Here is an 18,376-nt window from a genome sequence, read left to right as displayed (position 1 = left end):
TACTCTTGAACGACTTTATTTTTTTATTGTAGCAAAGAAATGGGGCGAACGACAGTTTTTTCTGAAACCAATGCTTCCTGTCTTTCGCCCCCTGCTGACTGCATACTGTGATTTAGAAACCACGCAGTTCCTGAATGTCTTTGAACGTGCGCAGATCATAATCAATGCCCACATAATCCAGCACGGAACAGAGTGCCCGAACTGCGACACCGATTCCATCGGGGCCGCTGAAGCCTCCAAACTGGCCGCCACCTTTCAAGTGCGGCTCGACTTCCAGAAAGACACCAGGCACACCCAGTTTCTTCATTTTCTTTTCCATCTTAGGCAGCATTTCGCGCAGCTCACGCAAGACAAACTCGTGACCGGCATCACCAACGTTGGCCGGCACAAAATTCTTCAGGCGTTCTTCATCGACAACGCCCGTCCATTCCAGATCCCTATCGACGGCGTAATCTTTGATGTGCAGCCAACCCATTGATTTGCTCATATCATGAAACTCGCTCAAGCACTGCATTGCATCTTTATTCTGTGCAGCAATATTTCCGCCATCATAAATTGTGACCATATTCGGCCGTTTGACTTTGCGAGCCAGTTCCGCCAGCAGCGGGCCTGTTTCTCCGATCAGGTTCGGTTCGATTTCCAGACCATAAACCAGGCCTTCTTTCGCACACAGGTCCACAATCTGACCAATCTGATCGACGGCCTGATTCATATATGGTTTAGGATCTTCGCCTTTGGGAGGATAAAACGAGAAGCCGCGAATCAGTTTCGTTCCCAGCGTTGTTGCTGCGTTGATGGTATTCGCAACTTCTTTTTTCAAATATTCCTTGAAGGGAACAAATACATTGTGCGAGCCATCATCTTTGTCGACGAGTTTGATCTTACCGACACGTGCTCCGATGCTCGTCACATTCATGCCATATTCATCATGCAGCTTGAGCAGAGCTTTGTACTCTGATTTATTCAGGTCGACCACATGCTTGACGTTGCCATCGCCATTCACGTCGATAAATCGAGGGCTGTAGTATCGCAGCCCCAAAGCAGAAAGTGCCACCATTTGTTCGATGGCTGTTTTATGATTGGCTGCTTCATCTGCAAATGCACTTAAAATCACACGTGGATTATCTGACATGACGGTTGTTTGCCTTTTATTTCTAAATCTAAAGAAGATACGACTGCGCTGTTGGTTTGCACCAGATCGAAGTCATTTTTGACAGGTTTCAGCTAAGTTTCAAGAGCTAAGAGAAGATCCGACTCGCTTTTCAACGGCATTTCACAAATTCAACAGAATCTGTCACACAATCAAACGGTCGGGCCGCATTCGGGCCGCATTTCTCAAATGCATGGTCATAGCCGCTGCAGCCGTCTCAGAATCGCCGTTGTTTAATGAGTCCAGGAGAACAGTATGATCATATAGCCCGCGAATCATAATTTCAGGAGATTCACCGGCTGCAGAATAGGAAACGCGTTTATAACTCCAGCATTTGTTAATCGCTTCGCAAATCGGCAAATTGCCACAATGGTCTGCGATACTCAGATGTAAGGCATAATCGAAGGCGCGGGAAGCGGCCCCCCATTTCTGCAAGTGAGCGCTGGATAAATCACCATCTTCGTACTGCTGCTGACAGATTTTGACCTCAGACGCCAGAGCCTGTAATCGTATTACCTCTTCTGCATCCATCCTGTTAGCAGCCATTCCGGCAGCAGAAGGTTCCAGCAGTAATCGCAGTTCATGGATTTCGACCAGCCAGTTCTCGGCCCCTTCTCTGACAACAGCCCGATGATTTTTCTGCTGAATCACAATGCCGTCCGCCTGCAGCCGTGCCAGTGCCTGCACCACAGGTGTCCGACTGACGCCGATTTCACGGGCCAGCTGCGTGCTTTTTAATTCGGTCCCGCCGGGAAGTTCACAACGGATGATGCGCAACAAAAGCTTTTGATACACCTCATCGACGAGCGATGGACTTTCTTCATCCTCAATGACATTTTGTCCATTCGTTTCGACGACTGAAGAAGGATCTTTATTCACAAGAGTCTCATTTCCATTGGAACCAGGGGGTGAAATCCAGGATACGATTCATAGCAGACCGACGCGTGGAAACCCGGAATTCTTCGGCTATCACAGGGGAGAAGAGGCTTGACAATTCCTCTTTCAACGCCTAAAGTGAATTCACTTTTGCGATTTTCGCAGCTTTATTAAGTTTTATCCATCTTTATTATAGCAATATAACTGAAATTACCAGCCAATAAAATCCCATATATTGAATTCACTTAAGGATATCTTATGAGCACCGAGACAAACCAGAACAAACTTAAAGCAGGTCTGGTCGGATTTGGAATGATTGTCGACGAGACTTACCGTCCTTTTTTTGAAACGGTCTACGAAACGGGCCTTTATCAACGCGCCACGGGCCCCGTTGAAGTATCACTGGACGCGGTCGCAACTCGCACCGGCTCCCGAGCTGAAAAGTATCTGGCAGAACGGAGTGAAAAAGTAGGCGGTTTCGAAAGTTACGCCGGTGACAACGCGATTGAGGAAATGGCGGCGGCTGGTCTGAATTTTGCCTGTGTGGCGTCTCCCGATGATCGGCACTTTGATTCCTGTAAAAAGCTGCTGGAAGCAGGCACACACCTGATCGTGGAAAAGCCTTCGGTTTTAAAACTGCAAGAGTTGGACGAACTGGTCGCTTTAGCCGAGAAAAATAATGTCACCGCCAAAGTGGTCTACCACAAACTCTTCGATCCCGATCACAAAAAACTCCGCACACTCGTGTACGATGATGTTCTGAAGCATGTGAATAGTGGCTATTGCTCTCTGTTGGAACCCAAAGCAATTTCCGGAAAACAGTTTGCCCAATGGATCACGGGACGCAACCCCGGAACCTATGTCGCCGTGCATTATATCAAGTTGATCGATTTCACGTTCGGCGGAAAATTGAAAACACTCACTGCTTCCGGTCAGCGTGGATTAGTCGGCGATAAAGACGGTCCAACCTGGGACAGTTGTCAGTTGCGGATGATCTATGAATATGAATCCGGTCGTGAAGCCGCGTTTGACATTCATACATCCTGGGTCACACCGGATAACTTCCCCGGGTACGTCGAACAGGAAGTTCAGTTCCGTTTCGACAATGGACTATGGAATGGACACTCTCGCAAACGCGGTGTGGAATGCACGGTCGAAGACAAGACTCCCTTTGAGATTAAAAACTCGATGAACAACCACTTCAACGGAACCTTCGTTGAGCCGTGGAATGAGCGTTCACAACGAGGCTACGGAATTGAAGTTATTGAACAGTTTGCCCGTGAAGTCGCGCAGATTGAGTTTGGCGGCCCGGAATCAGAACGGCAACAACGCTTAGAACAGATTCGCTCTTTCAGCTACAACGATTTATCCGCAGACCGCCAGACCGTCGCAACCGTGCAGGCATTGGAAGCGATTCTGGAAAAACACGCACAAGGCGAGCCCGACTGCGTGGTCCGTGTCAACGATGACAAGGGAGGCCTGGTGCTTTATCGTCCCGGCTCAACAGAAGCAGAAGTGCTTTACGACGGAACCGTTTAACTCACAACAACCTGAAACAATTTTTGTAACCCATTTTTTATCACACTCTGTCATCTAAAAGAGAAAACCATGACTACAGCCATTCAGTTTGACAACGAAAATCAATCTAATGACATTCGCCAGGATTTGTTTCAGACAGAACCACTGGCATTAAGAACCTTCACTCCCAGTCAGGCAGTACTGGCGAAATCTGCAGGTTGCTATCACTGGACACCGGAAGGTCGTCGCCTGTATGACTTCACTTCAGGCGTGCTGGTTGCCAACCTGGGTCACAACCCTCGCCGCTGGATGAAACGCTTCAGCGACTACCTGGGCTGGAAACCGGAACACATTACCGGCGAAGGAGAAGGCGACTACTTCGAAGCAGCGACACTGACGGCGTATAACGCGGTGACGGAAATTGAAACGGAAGCCAGCAAACGCCTGATCGCGAACATTCAATCCTTCACAGGGGGCAATCGTTGCGACAAAGTCATGTGGGCCGCTTCCGGATCGGAAGCTGTTCAAAAAGCACTCTGGGCATGTCTGCACCGTGACCCCGAGCGGGATATCATTCTGGCGACTCGATATGGTTTCCACGGCAAAAAAGGGCTGGCAGGGGCCGTCACTGGTTCCGAAACAGACGCAGATCGAGATCCGCGCGTGAAGTTCATCAGCTTCCCCCGCACGGAATGCGATGACATTTCCAAATGCAATGACACTCTGGATACCTCTGTCTATCAAAAGGAACTGGAAGATCTCTGGACCGAATTTGGTACACGGATTAACTGCCTGATTACCGAGCCCTACCTGGGTGGCGGGGGAAGTTATCATCCGCAAGTGGCGTATCATAAAGTCCTGCAGGACTTCTGCCGTGCCCATGACATCATGTTGATCTTCGATGAAGTGCAGGCCAACTTCGGTCGTACCGGCTGCATGTACGCATTTGAGAATTATCAGGTCGAGCCCGATTTTGTTGTGCTCGGCAAAGGTCTTGGAAACGGCGTTCCCGTTGCGGCTGCCGTTGGTCGGGATGATGTCATCGCCAGCCTGAAATACGGCGAAGCATCTGATACCTGGAGTGCCAACCCACTCTCCTCTGCTGCGGTCCTGGCGACGCTGGATGAGTTCGAAGGAACGGATGTGATGGAAAACACCCAGAAACTTTCGAAGCTGTACATCGATGGTTTGCAGAGCCTGAAAGAAACCGGTGTGATCGCGAAAGTTCGCGGTGAAGGCATGGTCTTTGGAATCGAATGTGCCGAGCTGGGTGGCAAAACCAGCCAGGAAGTCGCCATTGAACTCGTCAAAACCTGTTACCTGGGTGAGGAAGGCGGAGACGGAATTCACCTGCTGGGAGCACTCGCCGGCAATGTCTTACGCGTCAGCCCACCAATGACGATGACAGAAACAGAAGCACAAGAATCGATTGCACTGCTGAAACGATTGTGCGTGAAACTGGCAGAGCAACTGCAGGGTGCAACCGCCTCTGCTTAACACCAAATGAAAGACTGTCAACGAAACAGGCCCCGATTCACATCGGGGCCTGTTTTTTTTATTCGATTAAACTCATTGCAAAAACTAGAACTGTCGTTGGTTCCGCCACTGCTCTAACTGTTCGGCAGTCAGATTAGGCGGCGGCGTATTCCCCGCACTCGTTGCCGACTTAGGCGCGGTCGAGATGCCGGCCGGGCTCATCCCCTTAGAGATACCCGGTGCTTGCCGTTTGACTTGTGCTGTTTTTTTCTGGTTCGTTTTTGAATAGGAGGCCTGTTGTGCTCCTCCAATCTTGCCGGTGGCACCGCCGGTTGTTACACCAGCCAGCATCAGACGGTTCTCTTTTTCGCGACGGATTTCGTCAAGCCAGTACTGTGCTTCGTTGAACTCCGGTTTCAGCAGAACGGCTTGAAGAAACTGCTGCTCGCTAGCCTGCAGTTGTCCCCGGTCCCTCAGAATGTAACCAATGTTATAATGGGCTTCGGCTTCGCCCACCGCACGAATCAGATGCGGCATGGACCCCTGATAGTCGCCCGCGGATGCCATGGCGATACCCAGTTGATAGCGAATGTTTTTATCAGCGGGTGCCGACTTCACAGCATCTTTTAACAGTGCAATTGCCTGATCCCACTTTTCCTCAGCCGCATAAAACTGACCGATACTGGCACGGACCTTCGGATCTTCCGGTGCCATCTCCAGAGCTTTCTGAAATCCTTTTTCAGCAGCGACTTTTCGACCGGCGACCTGATCCAGACGCGCCAGACCGAGAACGGCTTCAATTGATTTCGGGTTCTCACCCAAAGCCACTTCGTAGGAAGAACGGGCCGCATTCATATCACCCATTTTTTCCTGGAGTTGTCCATGCGTAATATAAAACTTATCCGGATTCTTCAGCTTCTGCTTAGCAACAGACACCTTCTCTTTCAAAGTTGTGGGTGCTTCATCTGTACTGGCAACAAATTTCTCTCGCATGGAAGAGCAACCGGTGCATACCAGTAATGCACAAGCAATTCCAGCGATCCATGTCTGTTTTGTCATCCGTACTGACATTCTATTACCTCCATGAGGTGCACTTACAAAACTTGAATTCTGAATTCTTCATGTTGGCCTTCCAATGGCGGTCACTCTTGGCGTTGTACTGTCTGATGCCGCCATCAGTGATGACAGAACAGTGAGCCAGGACAAGAGTGATCATGAATGAATCTATTTGCTTTAAGGGGCCTTCAATAAAAGGCTTACTAAAGATATTGCAGGAGAGAAGCTATATTTGACAGAAGAAACGTTGCGCCGCTTCTGATATGAGTTGAGTAGAAATGATGGGTTCCTGTCCTTTAAATCGACAGATTGATTGAAGAATCTCCAGTAAATCTCGCGGGTCGCTCGATCTGGGAGACTTTCCCTGGTTGTAGTAGGTGTCATATAGATAACTTACAAAAACTGGGCTATATTCGACCCCCCGCTGGCGGCAACAAAGCTGGGCAATCTCTGTGAAGACTTCACGGGACGGCGCACTGATTTCAATCTTATGACGAATGCGACGCAGAAATGCCTCATCGACCAGATCTTTGGGATCCAGATTGGTCGAGAATACAATAAGCTGTTCAAAGGGGATGGCAAATTTCTTTCCGGTCGCCAGTGTTAAATAGTCAACCCGATCCTCAAGCGGCATAATCCACCGGTTGAGCAGGTCTTTGGGACTGACCAACTGTCTCCCGAAGTCATCAATCAGAAAGACGCCCCCATTGGCTTTGATGTGAAGCGGAGCCGTATAAAAATTGCTGGTTTTGTTATACCGCAAATCGAGCATGTCCAGATTCAGCTCACCGCCGGTTATCACGACCGGACGCCTGATACGACGCCAGCGCAAGTCCGTATCCGGTTTGACCCAGTCTTCCATTTCCGGCATTCTGCCGGAAGTTTTCGGATCGGTATTATTGCGTGCTTCCAGTTCGTGATCGTCGGTCGTCTGATGAATGGTCGGGTCAAACAGCGTAATGATGCTGTTCTCCATCTGGATCGCATAGGGAACATAAATTTCGCCCCCCTGACGATTCAGAAACCGGCCCAGGCCTTTGGCGATTAAGGTTTTCCCGTTCCCCGGCGGTCCATAGATAAAAATAGATCGCCCGCTACAGACCGCAGGGCCTAATTCATCCAACAGACCTTCGCGGATAATGAAATCCGAAAACGAGTCTTCCAGCCGTTCCGGCGTACACTCGATGCCGACCACGGTCTGTAACTGGCACTGGCGCACATAAGCGTCTAAGGGTACCGGTGCGGGCCCGACATAACGACATTGTTCAAAGGCTTCTCGCGCACGGATGCGACCAAGTTCAGTCAGATTAAAACGATACGAAGAACGGCCGATCATATTCCCTGAGGTGACTTCAATGCACTTATCATCTTTCAGGAAAGCCAGCGCCACATCGATAATGCTGAACGGCAGATGCGCGCTGCGGGAAATTTCAATTCCCAGTGCGCTCCCCTGTAAATACAACTGCTTCAAAACCAGATTGCACAGCTGAATTAATGATAAACCGGTCTCTTCCAGCGTTTGCGGCGCGGGAATCACTCCTCTTTCGTTTTTGGCTCCCGGGAAGGGAACTTTATCCGCTGTCTGCTCTGGCTGTCCAACACTGCCCGGATCTGCTGCGGTCTGTTTTTTCTGAAACAGATCGCTATAGAGGTCAGTCAGGTCGTGGTGATTCGTCGTGGGACGAATCACCTGTTCTGAAGACTCTTCGTACTCCAGGGATGACTCCTCGGATGGATTGCGAGATTCCTCGTCGGTCGGGCGATCTATCATTACAGGTTTACGATTAAGCTAACTTGAACAGGGAATTCGATCGGAATGAACACAAAAAAGGCCGGTCTTAATTACCGCCGTTTGCTGCTGTGCCACCACCCGCCGTATATTGAATGCGCGGAGGTAAAATCGAACCGACATACGCACGGTATTTCAGATCTTCTTCACGCGCGGGTCGACCATAAGTGGGTGACAGCCTTAACATCGCAGAAGGAACACGCTGGTCACCAACCATTTGTGAAGCCGCATATTGCACATTTGCCAGACGTTCCTGACTGGCAATCGATTTATTGGCAGTCTGCACAAAAATGGTGCGACGGCTTTCCGGAGCATGTTCCAGAATCCAGCGCAGATGTAATAAACCAGCCTCGGTTAGTTTGTTTCCATCCTGCTCGAAGTGATAGGCATACAAGGTAGTCTGGTCAGTCCAGCCATTGTGAATTTGCCGTTCCATGACGTCGCGGACGTAGGCCTTATCTTCGCAGTTATAAGGGTAAGGCCAATAGGTTGCGCTATGGTATTTATTCCAGAAGCGTCGTGGTGGACCGGTTGGTCGGGGATAGGGAGGCCAGAGTTCGCCGAACTTATATTTCTGACGCGACCCGACAGGCCTTGCGGCGCGCTCCGCCCATTTTGCTTCTTTTTCCTCTTTGGAACAAAAAGGCCACCCCGCCTGCGCGTCGAGGCCATTTACCAGGCTAACCATAAACAAGATAAGCAGATACGTATTAATTTTGACGGCAGTCGTCATGCCATCCCCCCCATGAAATGACTGTACTGGAATCCTCGTCTATTCGCGCAACTCGTGATTGCGCAACCCAGACCGATGATTTCTCGAGATTGTCCTTTTGTCTCTTATCGGCAGAGGAGAGGTCCGGTCCTAACGAGAAAAACGATTCTGCCGAGAGAATGAGAGAGATAATTTCATACACCAGCGCACTCCAATTCGTAATCAAAGTCATTCTTGCCTGTGCTACAAACAAAATTAGAAATGAACACTGCCGCCTGGTCAGGCTTTTGAAAGGAATAGGATTCAACCTGAATCATGTGCGGGATAAATTGCTTGTTGATCAGTTTTGATCCGTCAGAAAATACAGATTAAAAAGACCTTTAATAAATTCTCTGGTGTTAAAATTCGCGTTATGTGTGTCCTGTTTTGATCTGCGTGAGCCTATCCAATACACGCCGGGCTCACTACACTTTCAGGTGAAACAATTCGATCGACTCCGAGGTTGTGGAACGGGCATTTCTATTTTTTCTTAAAACAGTTATTCTTATAGAGAGTCGTGTAATAGACCCTGTAGTTTTTCAGAATCCAAATATATATTTTCGAAACCATTGATCGGGACGAATCGAGATCGAAATGGATGCGGTTGAGATACAAAAGAATCATTCCAGCACGCCCTTCTCTGCACAAGATGCAGAGAAGATGGCTTCGGAATTGAATCTCACATCACAGCAGATCCTGAATGTGATTGCTTTGCTGGACGAAGGAAATACAGTCCCCTTTATCACCCGCTATCGTAAAGAGCGGACGGGCAATCTGGATGAAGTTCAGATTCGTGATATTCAAAAGCGAGTGCAATCGAAACGGCAAATCTGGGAACGAGCATCCACAATCCTGCGATTGATCGAAGCGCAGCAGAAACTGACTCCCCGGCTGAAAGCAGAAATCGAAAAAGCCGATACCCTGAAACGTCTGGAAGATCTTTACCGCCCTTATCGCCCGAAGCGAACGTCCCGCGCTGCCACCGCGCGTAAGCATGGGTTCGAACCTTTGGCCGATGCCATTTGGGCCGGCGATCCCAGCATTCAGAATTTGACGGAAGCGGCAAAACAATATACCAAGGCAGAAGAAGGCGCCCGCACAACAGAAGATGTGCTCAAAGGGGCCTCCGATATCCTGGCAGAAAAAATTGGTGAAGACCCCGATGTGCGTGATATCTCCCGTAAGATCGCCTGGCGGTCCGGCCGTCTGGCAGTGACTGCCACCAAGAAAGCAGAAGAATCCGGTCAGGAATACCGCGACTATTTCAATTACTCGGAACAGGTCGTCAAAGTGCCCCATCATCGCACGATGGCCATGAACCGGGGAGAAAAATCGGGCGCTCTGCGTATTCGGTTCGAATGGGCGGAAGACTCGGCCTGCCTGTCTATTATCCGTCATCTGAATCTGAATGATCACCGCTTCAATTCGTTTTTAAAAGAAGTGGTTACCGACGCGTTACAACGTTTGATTCTGCCCAGCCTCGATCGTGAAATTCGTCGCGAACTGACGGAAAAAGCAGAAAAACATGCGGTCTCGGTGTTCGCACAAAATTTGAAAAACTTACTACTGCAACCGCCGCTGCAAGGTCAGCGGATTCTGGCCATCGACCCCGGTTTACGCACAGGCTGTAAACTTGCCGTGCTGGATGAGATGGGTAACTGCGTTGCCACCGATCTGGTGTATGTCACCGGTTCAGCCGAGAAAAAAGATTACGCCCGCAACAAGCTGGCCGACATGCTGACCGAGCATCAATGTAAACTGGTCGCGATCGGCAACGGGACTGCCTGCCGGGAAACAGAAGAAATCATCACCGAGATGATTGAACAGAACCAACCCGAGGCCCGTTACTTAATTGTGAATGAAGCGGGCGCGAGTATTTATTCTGCCAGTCCGGTTGCCCGTGAAGAATTTCCCGATCTGGACGCAACCATTCGTGGCACCATTTCGATTGGCCGCCGTCTGCAGGACCCATTGAGCGAGCTGGTCAAAATCGACCCACAACACCTGGGGGTCGGCATGTATCAGCACGATGTGAATTCCAAGCGTCTGAAAGAATCACTGGATGAAGTAATTGAATCGTGTGTGAATTATGTGGGCGTGAATCTGAATACCGCCAGTGCTTCACTGTTACGGCATGTCTCTGGAATGAATCAGTTGATCGCCCGCCGGATTACCGAATGGCGCGACAAGCATGGCTCATTTCAGAATCGTAAGCAGCTGCTCGATGTCGCGGGGATCGGCGATGCCACGTTCACCCAGGCCGCCGGTTTTTTGAAAATCGATGTCGGTGATGAGCCGCTCGACTCCACTTGGATTCATCCCGAAAGCTACGAGCACGCTCATAAAGTATTCACACAACTTGATCTACCGGAAGATAGCTTGAAAGCAACGGCCAGCGATCGTGCTTCGATCGTTGAAAAAGTCAGCCAGCTCGACAAACAGGATCTGAGCCGAAATTTAAACATCGGCTTGCCAACACTGGAAGACATCCTGGAAGCGATTGTGCGTCCCCGCCGCGATCCACGTTCTGACTTGCCGGGTCCGATCTTCAAACAGGGAGTGCTCAAGCTGGAGCAACTGGTTGAAGGCATGGAACTGCAAGGCACGATTTTGAATGTGGTCGACTTTGGTGCGTTTGTGGATGTGGGCCTGAAAGACAGTGCCTTGATTCACGTCAGCGAGATGGCCAATCACTTCATCGAAAATCCGTATCAGTTTGTCTCAGTTGGTGATGTGATTACTGCCTGGGTACTGGGTGTCGACTTGGAACGCCGCCGCGTCTCTTTGACATTGATCAAACCGGGCACCGATCGCCAGCCGAAAAAGGCACAACGACCGAAGCCGGATCAATCCAAACCAGCACAGCGCCCCCAACAACCGGGAAAAACCGAGAAAGCCAAATCGGCAGCCGCTGCCCCCGGTAATCAAAACAAGCCGCCCCGAAAAAAGCGAAAAAAATCTGGCAAAAAGGGGTCGCCGCCACCTAAACTGACGGATGAAATGAAAACCGGAGAACAGCCCCTGCAGGGCTTTGACCAACTCAAAGCGCTTTGGAACCAGAAGAAGAAATAGGGAAATCGATATTCCGCTTCGCAAACGGAATCCCAGATGAATTATAATAATGCACGCCAACCAACGCACACGCACATTTATCGCCGTCCCCATTGAACCGCCACGGGGTCTTAAGAAATTAATGCAAAAGCTGGAACAGCTCGGCTCCGCCGTAAGACCGATTCCTGTGGACCAGATGCATATCACCCTGAAGTTTCTGGGGCCAACGGAACTCGATGACATCATGCCCATCAGCTCGATTCTGAAAACGATGCGAACGGAATTCCCGCGTATGAAACTAGCGTTCAAAGGCCTGGGTGCTTTCCCGCGTGTAGAACGACCAAACGTCATCTGGGCCGGCATCAGTGATGCCAGCGTGCTGACAGAAATGGCGGAATTTCTGGAACGGGAAACGGAAAAACTGGGTTATCCCCGCGAACGCAAAGGCTTCCATCCACACCTGACACTGGCCCGCGTCAAAGCCAAGCCCCCCCAAGATCTGTTTGAAATTCTGCGGGATCGCGAAAATGCGGAATGGGGAGAGGCTACGGTAGACACACTCAAGTTTTATCAGTCCGAACTCAAAACAGAGCGGGCACACTATCATGAAATGCAGACGGTAAAGCTTGCGGCACGCTAAGCATTGTTCGGTTTCAGAATCTGTTTCGGTCGGAAAAACAGAAACCGCACGAGCAGTCCCAGAATAATCAGCGAACAGCCGATGAGCGTCTCCATCGAAACGGTCTCGCCCCAGAACAGCCAGACCCAGATCGGATTCAAAATCGGTTCAGCCAGTACCAGCAGAGCGGCTTCCTGTGAATTAACCGTTTTGACCGCATGCGAAAAGATGACATAGGGAGCTCCCAACTGGACCACACCTAACAAAGCCAGGAGAAAAAACTGCTGGCCGGTTAGAGAAACCCCCAGACTCCCCACCCAGGGAGCCACGATGCCCGCTGAGGTTAAGAGGCAGAGCGCGACCAGCCAGGCAGGATGTTCGTCGCGGAGGACGCGAAAGAAGAGCACAACCAGTGAGTAACACACACCACTAGTGAGCGCGATCAAATTTCCGGAAAAGTTCTCACTCGCCCAGTCGCCGGCCACGATACAAAAAATGCCAGCCAGCACAATCAGGATCGCTAGAACTGATCCGCGTTCGATGCGTTCCTTTAAAAACAGAAAACCAAACACCATCGCCCAGACGACGCTGGTATTCTGCAAAAAAATCGCAGCCGCGGCAGACGTTTTTGTCATTGCGGTCATGAACAGTAAATTCATCGAAGCAAAGGCGATCAACAGCGGAATCAGACCGGGTCGCCAGCGCACGTATTTGAACTTCACAAACGGCAGCAGAAACAAACCGGCAAACAACGCGCGATAACAGGCCAGGATCAAGCCGCGATCTGTTTCGGGAATCGACTCGAAGGGAGGCGACTTGATAAACACGCCACTCAAGCTCCAGAGTACCGAAGCCAGCAGCACCAGCATCCGCGCACGGAACAGTTTCGCCTGTTCAACTTCATCCGTCATGAAATGCTGTCCGTTCCTGCGGCTCCGGAAACGCCTTACCCCTCGGCGGCGGTAATGGCGGCGGGAACTTCAATCGTCCCCTCATACAAGGCTCGGCCAATAATCGCACCAACTAACTTCGGCTGTGCTCGACTGACTTCCGCCAGACGGGTTACGTCTTTGAGTGTCGTCACCCCACCTGAAGCGATCACGGGCAAACCGAGCTCGGCCAGTGCAATCATATCCTGAATTGTGCCTTCATCGACGCCCTGCATCATGCCGTCATTAGCGATATTCGTATAAATGACAGCCGCCAGTTCCACGCCCACATATTCTTTCGCCAGATCAATCGCCGAGGTTTCCGAGACATCGAGCCAACCTTCAGTGGCCACCTTGGAATCGCGGGCATCCAGCCCCAACGCCAGTCGATTGGGGTAGCGCTGGACCATTTCTTTGAACCACTGTGGATCTTTGAGAGCCTGCGTGCCGACAATTACGCGGTCGATGCCGACGTCGTCCAGCATGAGCTGAATAGACGCTTCATCGCGAATCCCGCCCCCCATCTGACAGGGAATGGAGACGGATTGTACAATCTTGCGAACGACTTCCTGATTGACGGGCTTGCCCGCTTTCGCGCCATCCAGGTCGACCAGATGCAAACGTGAGGCGCCGCCGTCTGCCCAGCGCTGAGCCATTTCGGTGGGATCATCGCCGAATACGGTTTCCTGACCGTAATCACCTTGCCTGAGACGAACGCATTTGCCTCCCCGAATATCGATGGCGGGCAGTATTTCCATAGCTGAGCTGACTTTCTTTTTTCTATAAAACTTAGTTTAGAAGGAAGCAAAATTTTGTAGTAGCTTCAGTCCTGCGTCCTGGCTTTTTTCAGGGTGAAACTGTGAAGCGACGATATTGTCGCGGGCCACCATCGATGCAAAACGGCAGCCATAATCGGTCCAGGCAGCGACATCCGATTCATTCTCGGGTGCAACGTAGTAGCTGTGAACAAAATAGAAATAGTCGTGATCGGGAATGCCTTCCAGAATCGGGTGCGGGGCCGTGCGTTCAATCTGGTTCCAGCCCATGTGGGGAATTTTCAGATCGGGTTGATCTTCGAAACGCACGACTTTTCCCGGAATGATTCCCAGCCCCTCGTATTCGCCGTCTTCATAGCTGACATCAAACAGAAGTTGAAGCCCGAGGCAGATTCCGAGAAAAGGCTTGCCGGAACGGGCGTGCTCGAGAATCGGTTCGACCAGCGACTGATCTTTCAAGGCCTGAATGGCATCTCGGAAGGCGCCTACGCCGGGCAGGATTAATTTGCTCGCTTGAGAAATCTTATCCGGGTCCGAGCAAATAACTGCTTCGGCCCCGACTTTTTCAAAGGCTTTCTGGACGCTCCTCAAATTGCCCATTCCATAATCGACGATTGTAATCATAGTGTTATCTTATTCCAGGTCTCAATCGAATACGCACAGTGACGCCGTTAATGACACATTCGAGGTTTCAAAGTTCAGCGCGTGCCGCCGATTCTAGTGTTTGCCACCGTTTTTGTGAATGATGCCCACCCAAAGTGTCCGTTTTGGGAACTTATCGTCCTTTTTTCCACTGATGATTGTACTGTGTGCCCCGTCCGGCGCGGGTATGTGCATCGGCGCCCCGCTCCCAGCGTCCCTGATTTTCATCCACATTTTCGCCTGACTGATAGGTTAACTGATCGGCGGATGTCCATTCATCCAGCCATTCTTCCTGCCAATACAGGGGAATTCCCAGCATCCATTTCATCATCTGGGTGAACAAGAGACAGGCAGCCAGTAAGACCAGCATCAGAATGGAAAGAATTGGCAACAGTGGGCCCATATGACAGATACGTTCGGCGAGAGGCCAGATTTGAGGCCAGCCCAGCAGCACCAGTAATGCCCCCAGGCTAAGGTACGGGCCAAAGGGAATTTCGCGCGACTGTTTAAAAAAGATGGAAACAGCGACTACCGCCAGAGCACACAAAGGGGAGATCACAAACACGGTGACGGTTGCCTGCCAGCCGAGGAAACTGCCGATGACGGCCATTAAGATGACATCACCAAAGCCCATCGCTTCCTGCCGCAACGTCCATTGACCGATGATACGAACGGCCCAGACGACGCCGCCACCAACGACCAGTCCAACCAGACTGACTGCCAGGCCGTGCAGGTGCGGATACATCTCAATCCACCGAGGCACTTTCTCAACAACAAAGGATGCACGATACTGTTCCGGAAAATACAGTCCCATTAAACGGACGATCGATGGTTCCTGAAACCAGACCGGCACCAGATAGAGATAGCCAAACACAAAAGATCCGACAACGCCGAAAAACATCGCCGGCATCGTCGCCCCATCGGGAATAATTTTGAGATCGAAGTCGATAAAGGTCGCGATCATCAATGATTCGATCAACACCAGATGAAAAGCATAGCGCAGATTCAACAACGCCACCGGCGACAGCAGAGAATTCTTCATCGCAGCAGGATCGGGTGCATACGCGGAAAACAGGCCGCTGTCCTGCAACGTGGACTGACCGCTGAGCGGCACTTCCGCGCAATACAGGAGCACAAAGATCACGCCGTTTAACAGTTCCACCAGTGCTTCGCGCTGGGAACGTTTATAGGGAAAGGTCGAATCGCGGGATCGCGTGAGATAAACGCCGATAATGGGAATATGATAACGCGACCAGAGATGCCGCATGCGGCGTGCGACGCGTGCCCAGGCGGCCCCGACCTTTTCTTCACGCGGGATTTCTTCGATGCAGAGATTAATCAGACGTCCCAAAACTGTTCCCAACAGAAACAGCAGCAAGAGTATCAGATAAGGGTTGATGCCAAAGGGAGTCATAATCGGGAAAACTTTCGTCGTGCCTTAATCGGTGGAATCCAGAGACGTCATAATTTCATCGACGATTTGGGAAACAGTTTTGGAATCGGTCTCAACGGTGATTGTCGCTGCCTCCCGATAGAGTGGTTCGCGCTGGTCGAGTAGATTCTGAATTTCCTCGCGCTGGGAAGCACTCGACGTCAACGCAGGGCGGCGGCTGGCTGTGGTGGCATCACTTGAAATACGCTGTTCCAGTGCCGACACGCTGGCATTGAGCCAGATCACTGGACCAGCCTCGCGCATTTCATTGCGTGTCTCCGTATTCAGAATTGCCCCGCCGCCCGCGGCAATGATCAGCTTGTCGCGACCGAGCAGACTCTGCATGACCTCGCGTTCTATTTGGCGGAAGTGCACTTCCCCTTCTGCGGCAAAGATATCTGTGATCGATTTCCCGGCGACTCGCTCGATTTCGTCGTCGGCATCCATCCAGGTAAAACCGAGTCGTTCTGCCAGAGGCGCAGCGACGCTGCTTTTGCCACTGCCCCGGTAGCCGATTAATGTGATGACTGGCATGCGACGGTTCCCTTAGAGTTTTCCGACAGCGGAAATCCCTTTGCGCAATGTATTCCGCATGACTTCCAGGGGAGGTTCTTTTCCGGTAAACAGTTTATATTGAGCGGCGGCCTGGCGGACGAACATTTCAATTCCGGAAACCGTTTTGCAGCCTCGCTCCCGCGCCTGTTTCAGGAGTAGAGTATTTTCGGGATTATAAACGGTATCGAAGACCAGCATCTCTTCCTGCAGAAAATTCTGCGCAAACGGTGTCTCATTCACTTTGGGATGCATACCGACCGCAGTTCCATTAACCAGAATGTCATATCGACCACTGCCCCGGTTTTCCCATGTACTAAAATTACAGCCCAGATCCTTGGCCAGCTTCTCGCCCCGTTCGCGGCTGCGATTGGAAATCGTCAACGCACCGCCGGCAGCAACAATGCCGGCGCCGATCGCCCGCGAAACACCACCAGCTCCGAGCAGCAAGACCTGCTTGCCATCAATCGGATCAGTGGTTGCGTTCCCCTCGGGATCGAGTCCCAGGCGAATACTGTTGAGGGCCGCATCGTAGTCGGTATTACGAGCCTGCCAGACATTGTCCCTATCACGAAACAGCGTATTGGCCACGCCCATACTTTTTGAAGCTTCGTCTGCTTTTCCCGCCAGCTTGAGGGCTCCCGCTTTATGCGGAATCGTGACACTATACCCCTGCACGTTGAGCCATTCGAATTCTTTCAATGTTTCCGGCAGACGATCTTTGGGAACGCGAAACGGCAGATAAACGGCGTCTAACTTATCATGACGAAACGCTAGATTATGAATCAGCGGACTCAGACTATGGGCAATCGGATCGCCAATCACGCCATACACGGGCGTCTCGGGACCAATTTTGTCGTAGCGATAAATGCGTGTCATCTCGGAAAAGGAGAGTTGTCCCGGTGCCAGTTCCCGTTCGCGACTGAACGTGGCATAAGTGAAGGGAGAACCATATTTGCCACAGAGAATCCGGCTGATTACGCCATATTCTCCCATGCAGAAACCGATGGTTGGTACCTTGGCGTTCGCCACCAGTTTCAGCATGCGTACCGAATCGTCGGGAGAGTTGGCCATCGTGACCAGCTTGACGATATCGGGATCTTTCTCGCAAAGTGAAGCGTAGATTTCTTCGAGGTCATCCGGCGTTTCATCAAAGTTATGATGACTGATGATGCGTTTGGTTTTGCCATAGCGGGGAATTTTGTCGGCGATGTCATCTTCAATGTCGACATACTCAACTTCCGAAACGATGGCCGTCCTGAGCAGCGCCTGTCGCTGTTCTTCAGACCGATTCCAGCGGCCTTTGTCTTCCGGTCTGCGGCAGGTGATCACGACGGGCGTCGGCCTGTCCTTAATCAGACGATTCACATCGGGAGCACGGGCGATCCAGTCCAGACGCATCTCCACCAATTCCGCCCCTTTTTCTGCCAGGGAGCGGTGTTCCATCATCACCATTTTGTGCCGGGTTCGACCGATGCTGACACAAATCATTGAATTACTTCAGCTTTCTATTTTGATCGGAACGATCTGTGAATGCGGTTTTCGCTTTGCTTTCCCCACAGATCGATGAAATAACGACTTAGCAGGTTCACAGTGTAACCAATATCGTACCCCGACTCAAACAAGTGTCTACGTGTCTCAATGGGTAATCTGAGACGATTCCCATTGTAGGGATTATACCAGATTGCCGTTGACTTAATATAACGACCGCTATATAACGATCGTTATATTAACAATTCCGCTTTCTTAAATATCGGGA

At 50.9% G+C, this 18,376-nt stretch carries 15 protein-coding genes; 4 read left to right on the top strand and 11 right to left on the bottom strand.

Annotated elements, in window-relative coordinates:
• Window positions 1–112 precede the first annotated feature (112 nt).
• Together Enr17x_RS05470 and Enr17x_RS05465 are read right to left on the bottom strand one after the other, a co-directional pair.
• Window positions 113–1,132 carry a sugar phosphate isomerase/epimerase family protein gene (locus Enr17x_RS05470; protein WP_145306646.1) on the bottom strand — a complete coding sequence of 340 codons (1,020 nt, stop codon included), beginning with the start codon at window positions 1,130–1,132 and terminating at the stop codon, window positions 113–115.
• Between the two features lie 162 nt (window positions 1,133–1,294).
• The gene (locus Enr17x_RS05465) at window positions 1,295–2,029 is read right to left on the bottom strand and encodes a GntR family transcriptional regulator (protein WP_145306643.1); all 735 of its coding nucleotides are present in this window, start codon (window positions 2,027–2,029) and stop codon (window positions 1,295–1,297) included.
• Between the two features lie 255 nt (window positions 2,030–2,284).
• Here Enr17x_RS05465 and Enr17x_RS05460 point away from each other — a divergent pair, with 255 nt between their 5' ends.
• Both Enr17x_RS05460 and Enr17x_RS05455 read left to right on the top strand, forming a co-directional pair.
• Complete coding sequence (locus Enr17x_RS05460; RefSeq protein ID WP_145306641.1) at window positions 2,285–3,565, top strand: Gfo/Idh/MocA family protein; 1,281 nt, start codon at window positions 2,285–2,287, stop codon at window positions 3,563–3,565.
• 69 nt (window positions 3,566–3,634) lie between these two features.
• Window positions 3,635–5,041, top strand: coding sequence for an aspartate aminotransferase family protein (locus Enr17x_RS05455; protein WP_145306639.1), 1,407 nt, complete (start codon window positions 3,635–3,637; stop codon window positions 5,039–5,041).
• An 84-nt stretch (window positions 5,042–5,125) separates the two neighbouring features.
• On the opposite strand, the gene Enr17x_RS05450 is transcribed toward Enr17x_RS05455, so the two are convergent.
• The 3 genes from Enr17x_RS05450 to Enr17x_RS05440 all read right to left on the bottom strand — a co-directional run bounded on the left by Enr17x_RS05450 (window position 5,126) and on the right by Enr17x_RS05440 (window position 8,598).
• Entirely contained in the window at window positions 5,126–6,091 is a 966-nt protein-coding gene (locus Enr17x_RS05450; protein WP_145306637.1) for a tetratricopeptide repeat protein, read from the bottom strand.
• A 211-nt stretch (window positions 6,092–6,302) separates the two neighbouring features.
• The gene (locus tag Enr17x_RS05445) at window positions 6,303–7,847 is read right to left on the bottom strand and encodes an ATPase (protein ID WP_145306635.1); all 1,545 of its coding nucleotides are present in this window, start codon (window positions 7,845–7,847) and stop codon (window positions 6,303–6,305) included.
• Window positions 7,848–7,914: 67 nt separating this feature from the next.
• Window positions 7,915–8,598 (bottom strand): hypothetical protein, encoded by a 684-nt coding sequence (locus Enr17x_RS05440; protein WP_145306633.1) that lies wholly within the window; start codon window positions 8,596–8,598, stop codon window positions 7,915–7,917.
• Window positions 8,599–9,210: 612 nt separating this feature from the next.
• Between Enr17x_RS05440 and Enr17x_RS05435 the strand changes: the two genes are divergently transcribed.
• Both Enr17x_RS05435 and thpR read left to right on the top strand, forming a co-directional pair.
• Window positions 9,211–11,688 carry a Tex family protein gene (locus Enr17x_RS05435; protein ID WP_145306632.1) on the top strand — a complete coding sequence of 826 codons (2,478 nt, stop codon included), beginning with the start codon at window positions 9,211–9,213 and terminating at the stop codon, window positions 11,686–11,688.
• Window positions 11,689–11,737: 49 nt separating this feature from the next.
• Complete coding sequence (gene thpR / locus Enr17x_RS05430; protein ID WP_145306630.1) at window positions 11,738–12,307, top strand: RNA 2',3'-cyclic phosphodiesterase; 570 nt, start codon at window positions 11,738–11,740, stop codon at window positions 12,305–12,307.
• Here the strand turns inward: thpR and Enr17x_RS05425 are convergent.
• The 6 genes from Enr17x_RS05425 to aroE form a co-directional block, all read right to left on the bottom strand.
• Window positions 12,304–13,197, bottom strand: coding sequence for a DMT family transporter (locus Enr17x_RS05425; RefSeq protein ID WP_145306628.1), 894 nt, complete (start codon window positions 13,195–13,197; stop codon window positions 12,304–12,306). The genes thpR and Enr17x_RS05425 overlap by 4 nt on opposite strands.
• A gap of 35 nt (window positions 13,198–13,232) precedes the next feature.
• Window positions 13,233–13,973: a 1-(5-phosphoribosyl)-5-[(5-phosphoribosylamino)methylideneamino]imidazole-4-carboxamide isomerase gene (hisA, locus tag Enr17x_RS05420; protein ID WP_145306626.1), complete on the bottom strand. Its 741-nt coding sequence runs from the start codon at window positions 13,971–13,973 to the stop codon at window positions 13,233–13,235.
• 36 nt (window positions 13,974–14,009) lie between these two features.
• The gene (gene hisH / locus Enr17x_RS05415) at window positions 14,010–14,615 is read right to left on the bottom strand and encodes an imidazole glycerol phosphate synthase subunit HisH (protein ID WP_145306624.1); all 606 of its coding nucleotides are present in this window, start codon (window positions 14,613–14,615) and stop codon (window positions 14,010–14,012) included.
• Window positions 14,616–14,766: 151 nt separating this feature from the next.
• On the bottom strand, window positions 14,767–16,047 hold the full coding sequence (locus tag Enr17x_RS05410; RefSeq protein WP_145306622.1) for a prepilin peptidase: 1,281 nt from the start codon (window positions 16,045–16,047) through the stop codon (window positions 14,767–14,769).
• A gap of 24 nt (window positions 16,048–16,071) precedes the next feature.
• Window positions 16,072–16,599 carry a shikimate kinase gene (locus Enr17x_RS05405; protein WP_145306620.1) on the bottom strand — a complete coding sequence of 176 codons (528 nt, stop codon included), beginning with the start codon at window positions 16,597–16,599 and terminating at the stop codon, window positions 16,072–16,074.
• Between the two features lie 12 nt (window positions 16,600–16,611).
• The gene (aroE, locus tag Enr17x_RS05400) at window positions 16,612–18,108 is read right to left on the bottom strand and encodes a shikimate dehydrogenase (RefSeq protein ID WP_145306618.1); all 1,497 of its coding nucleotides are present in this window, start codon (window positions 18,106–18,108) and stop codon (window positions 16,612–16,614) included.
• Between the last annotated feature and the right edge of the window lie 268 nt (window positions 18,109–18,376).

It is taken from the genome of Gimesia fumaroli (genome assembly GCF_007754425.1).
Taxonomy (GTDB): Bacteria; Planctomycetota; Planctomycetia; order Planctomycetales; family Planctomycetaceae; genus Gimesia; species Gimesia fumaroli.
Note: the sequence above shows the minus strand (reverse complement) of the source record. Positions and strands in the feature narration are given on the sequence as shown.

Bases quoted from the DNA above. Each gene is read 5' to 3' on its own strand.
- hisA (WP_145306626.1), bottom strand. From the start codon at position 13,973: ATGGAAATACTGCCCGCCATCGATATTCGGGGAGGCAAATGCGTTCGT.
- thpR (WP_145306630.1), top strand. From the start codon at position 11,738: ATGCACGCCAACCAACGCACACGCACATTTATCGCCGTCCCCATTGAA.
- hisH (WP_145306624.1), bottom strand. From the start codon at position 14,615: ATGATTACAATCGTCGATTATGGAATGGGCAATTTGAGGAGCGTCCAG.
- aroE (WP_145306618.1), bottom strand. From the start codon at position 18,108: ATGATTTGTGTCAGCATCGGTCGAACCCGGCACAAAATGGTGATGATG.
- Enr17x_RS05405 (WP_145306620.1), bottom strand. From the start codon at position 16,599: ATGCCAGTCATCACATTAATCGGCTACCGGGGCAGTGGCAAAAGCAGC.
- Enr17x_RS05470 (WP_145306646.1), bottom strand. From the start codon at position 1,132: ATGTCAGATAATCCACGTGTGATTTTAAGTGCATTTGCAGATGAAGCA.
- Enr17x_RS05445 (WP_145306635.1), bottom strand. From the start codon at position 7,847: ATGATAGATCGCCCGACCGACGAGGAATCTCGCAATCCATCCGAGGAG.
- Enr17x_RS05460 (WP_145306641.1), top strand. From the start codon at position 2,285: ATGAGCACCGAGACAAACCAGAACAAACTTAAAGCAGGTCTGGTCGGA.
- Enr17x_RS05435 (WP_145306632.1), top strand. From the start codon at position 9,211: ATGGATGCGGTTGAGATACAAAAGAATCATTCCAGCACGCCCTTCTCT.
- Enr17x_RS05410 (WP_145306622.1), bottom strand. From the start codon at position 16,047: ATGACTCCCTTTGGCATCAACCCTTATCTGATACTCTTGCTGCTGTTT.
- Enr17x_RS05440 (WP_145306633.1), bottom strand. From the start codon at position 8,598: ATGACGACTGCCGTCAAAATTAATACGTATCTGCTTATCTTGTTTATG.
- Enr17x_RS05450 (WP_145306637.1), bottom strand. From the start codon at position 6,091: ATGTCAGTACGGATGACAAAACAGACATGGATCGCTGGAATTGCTTGT.
- Enr17x_RS05455 (WP_145306639.1), top strand. From the start codon at position 3,635: ATGACTACAGCCATTCAGTTTGACAACGAAAATCAATCTAATGACATT.
- Enr17x_RS05425 (WP_145306628.1), bottom strand. From the start codon at position 13,197: ATGACGGATGAAGTTGAACAGGCGAAACTGTTCCGTGCGCGGATGCTG.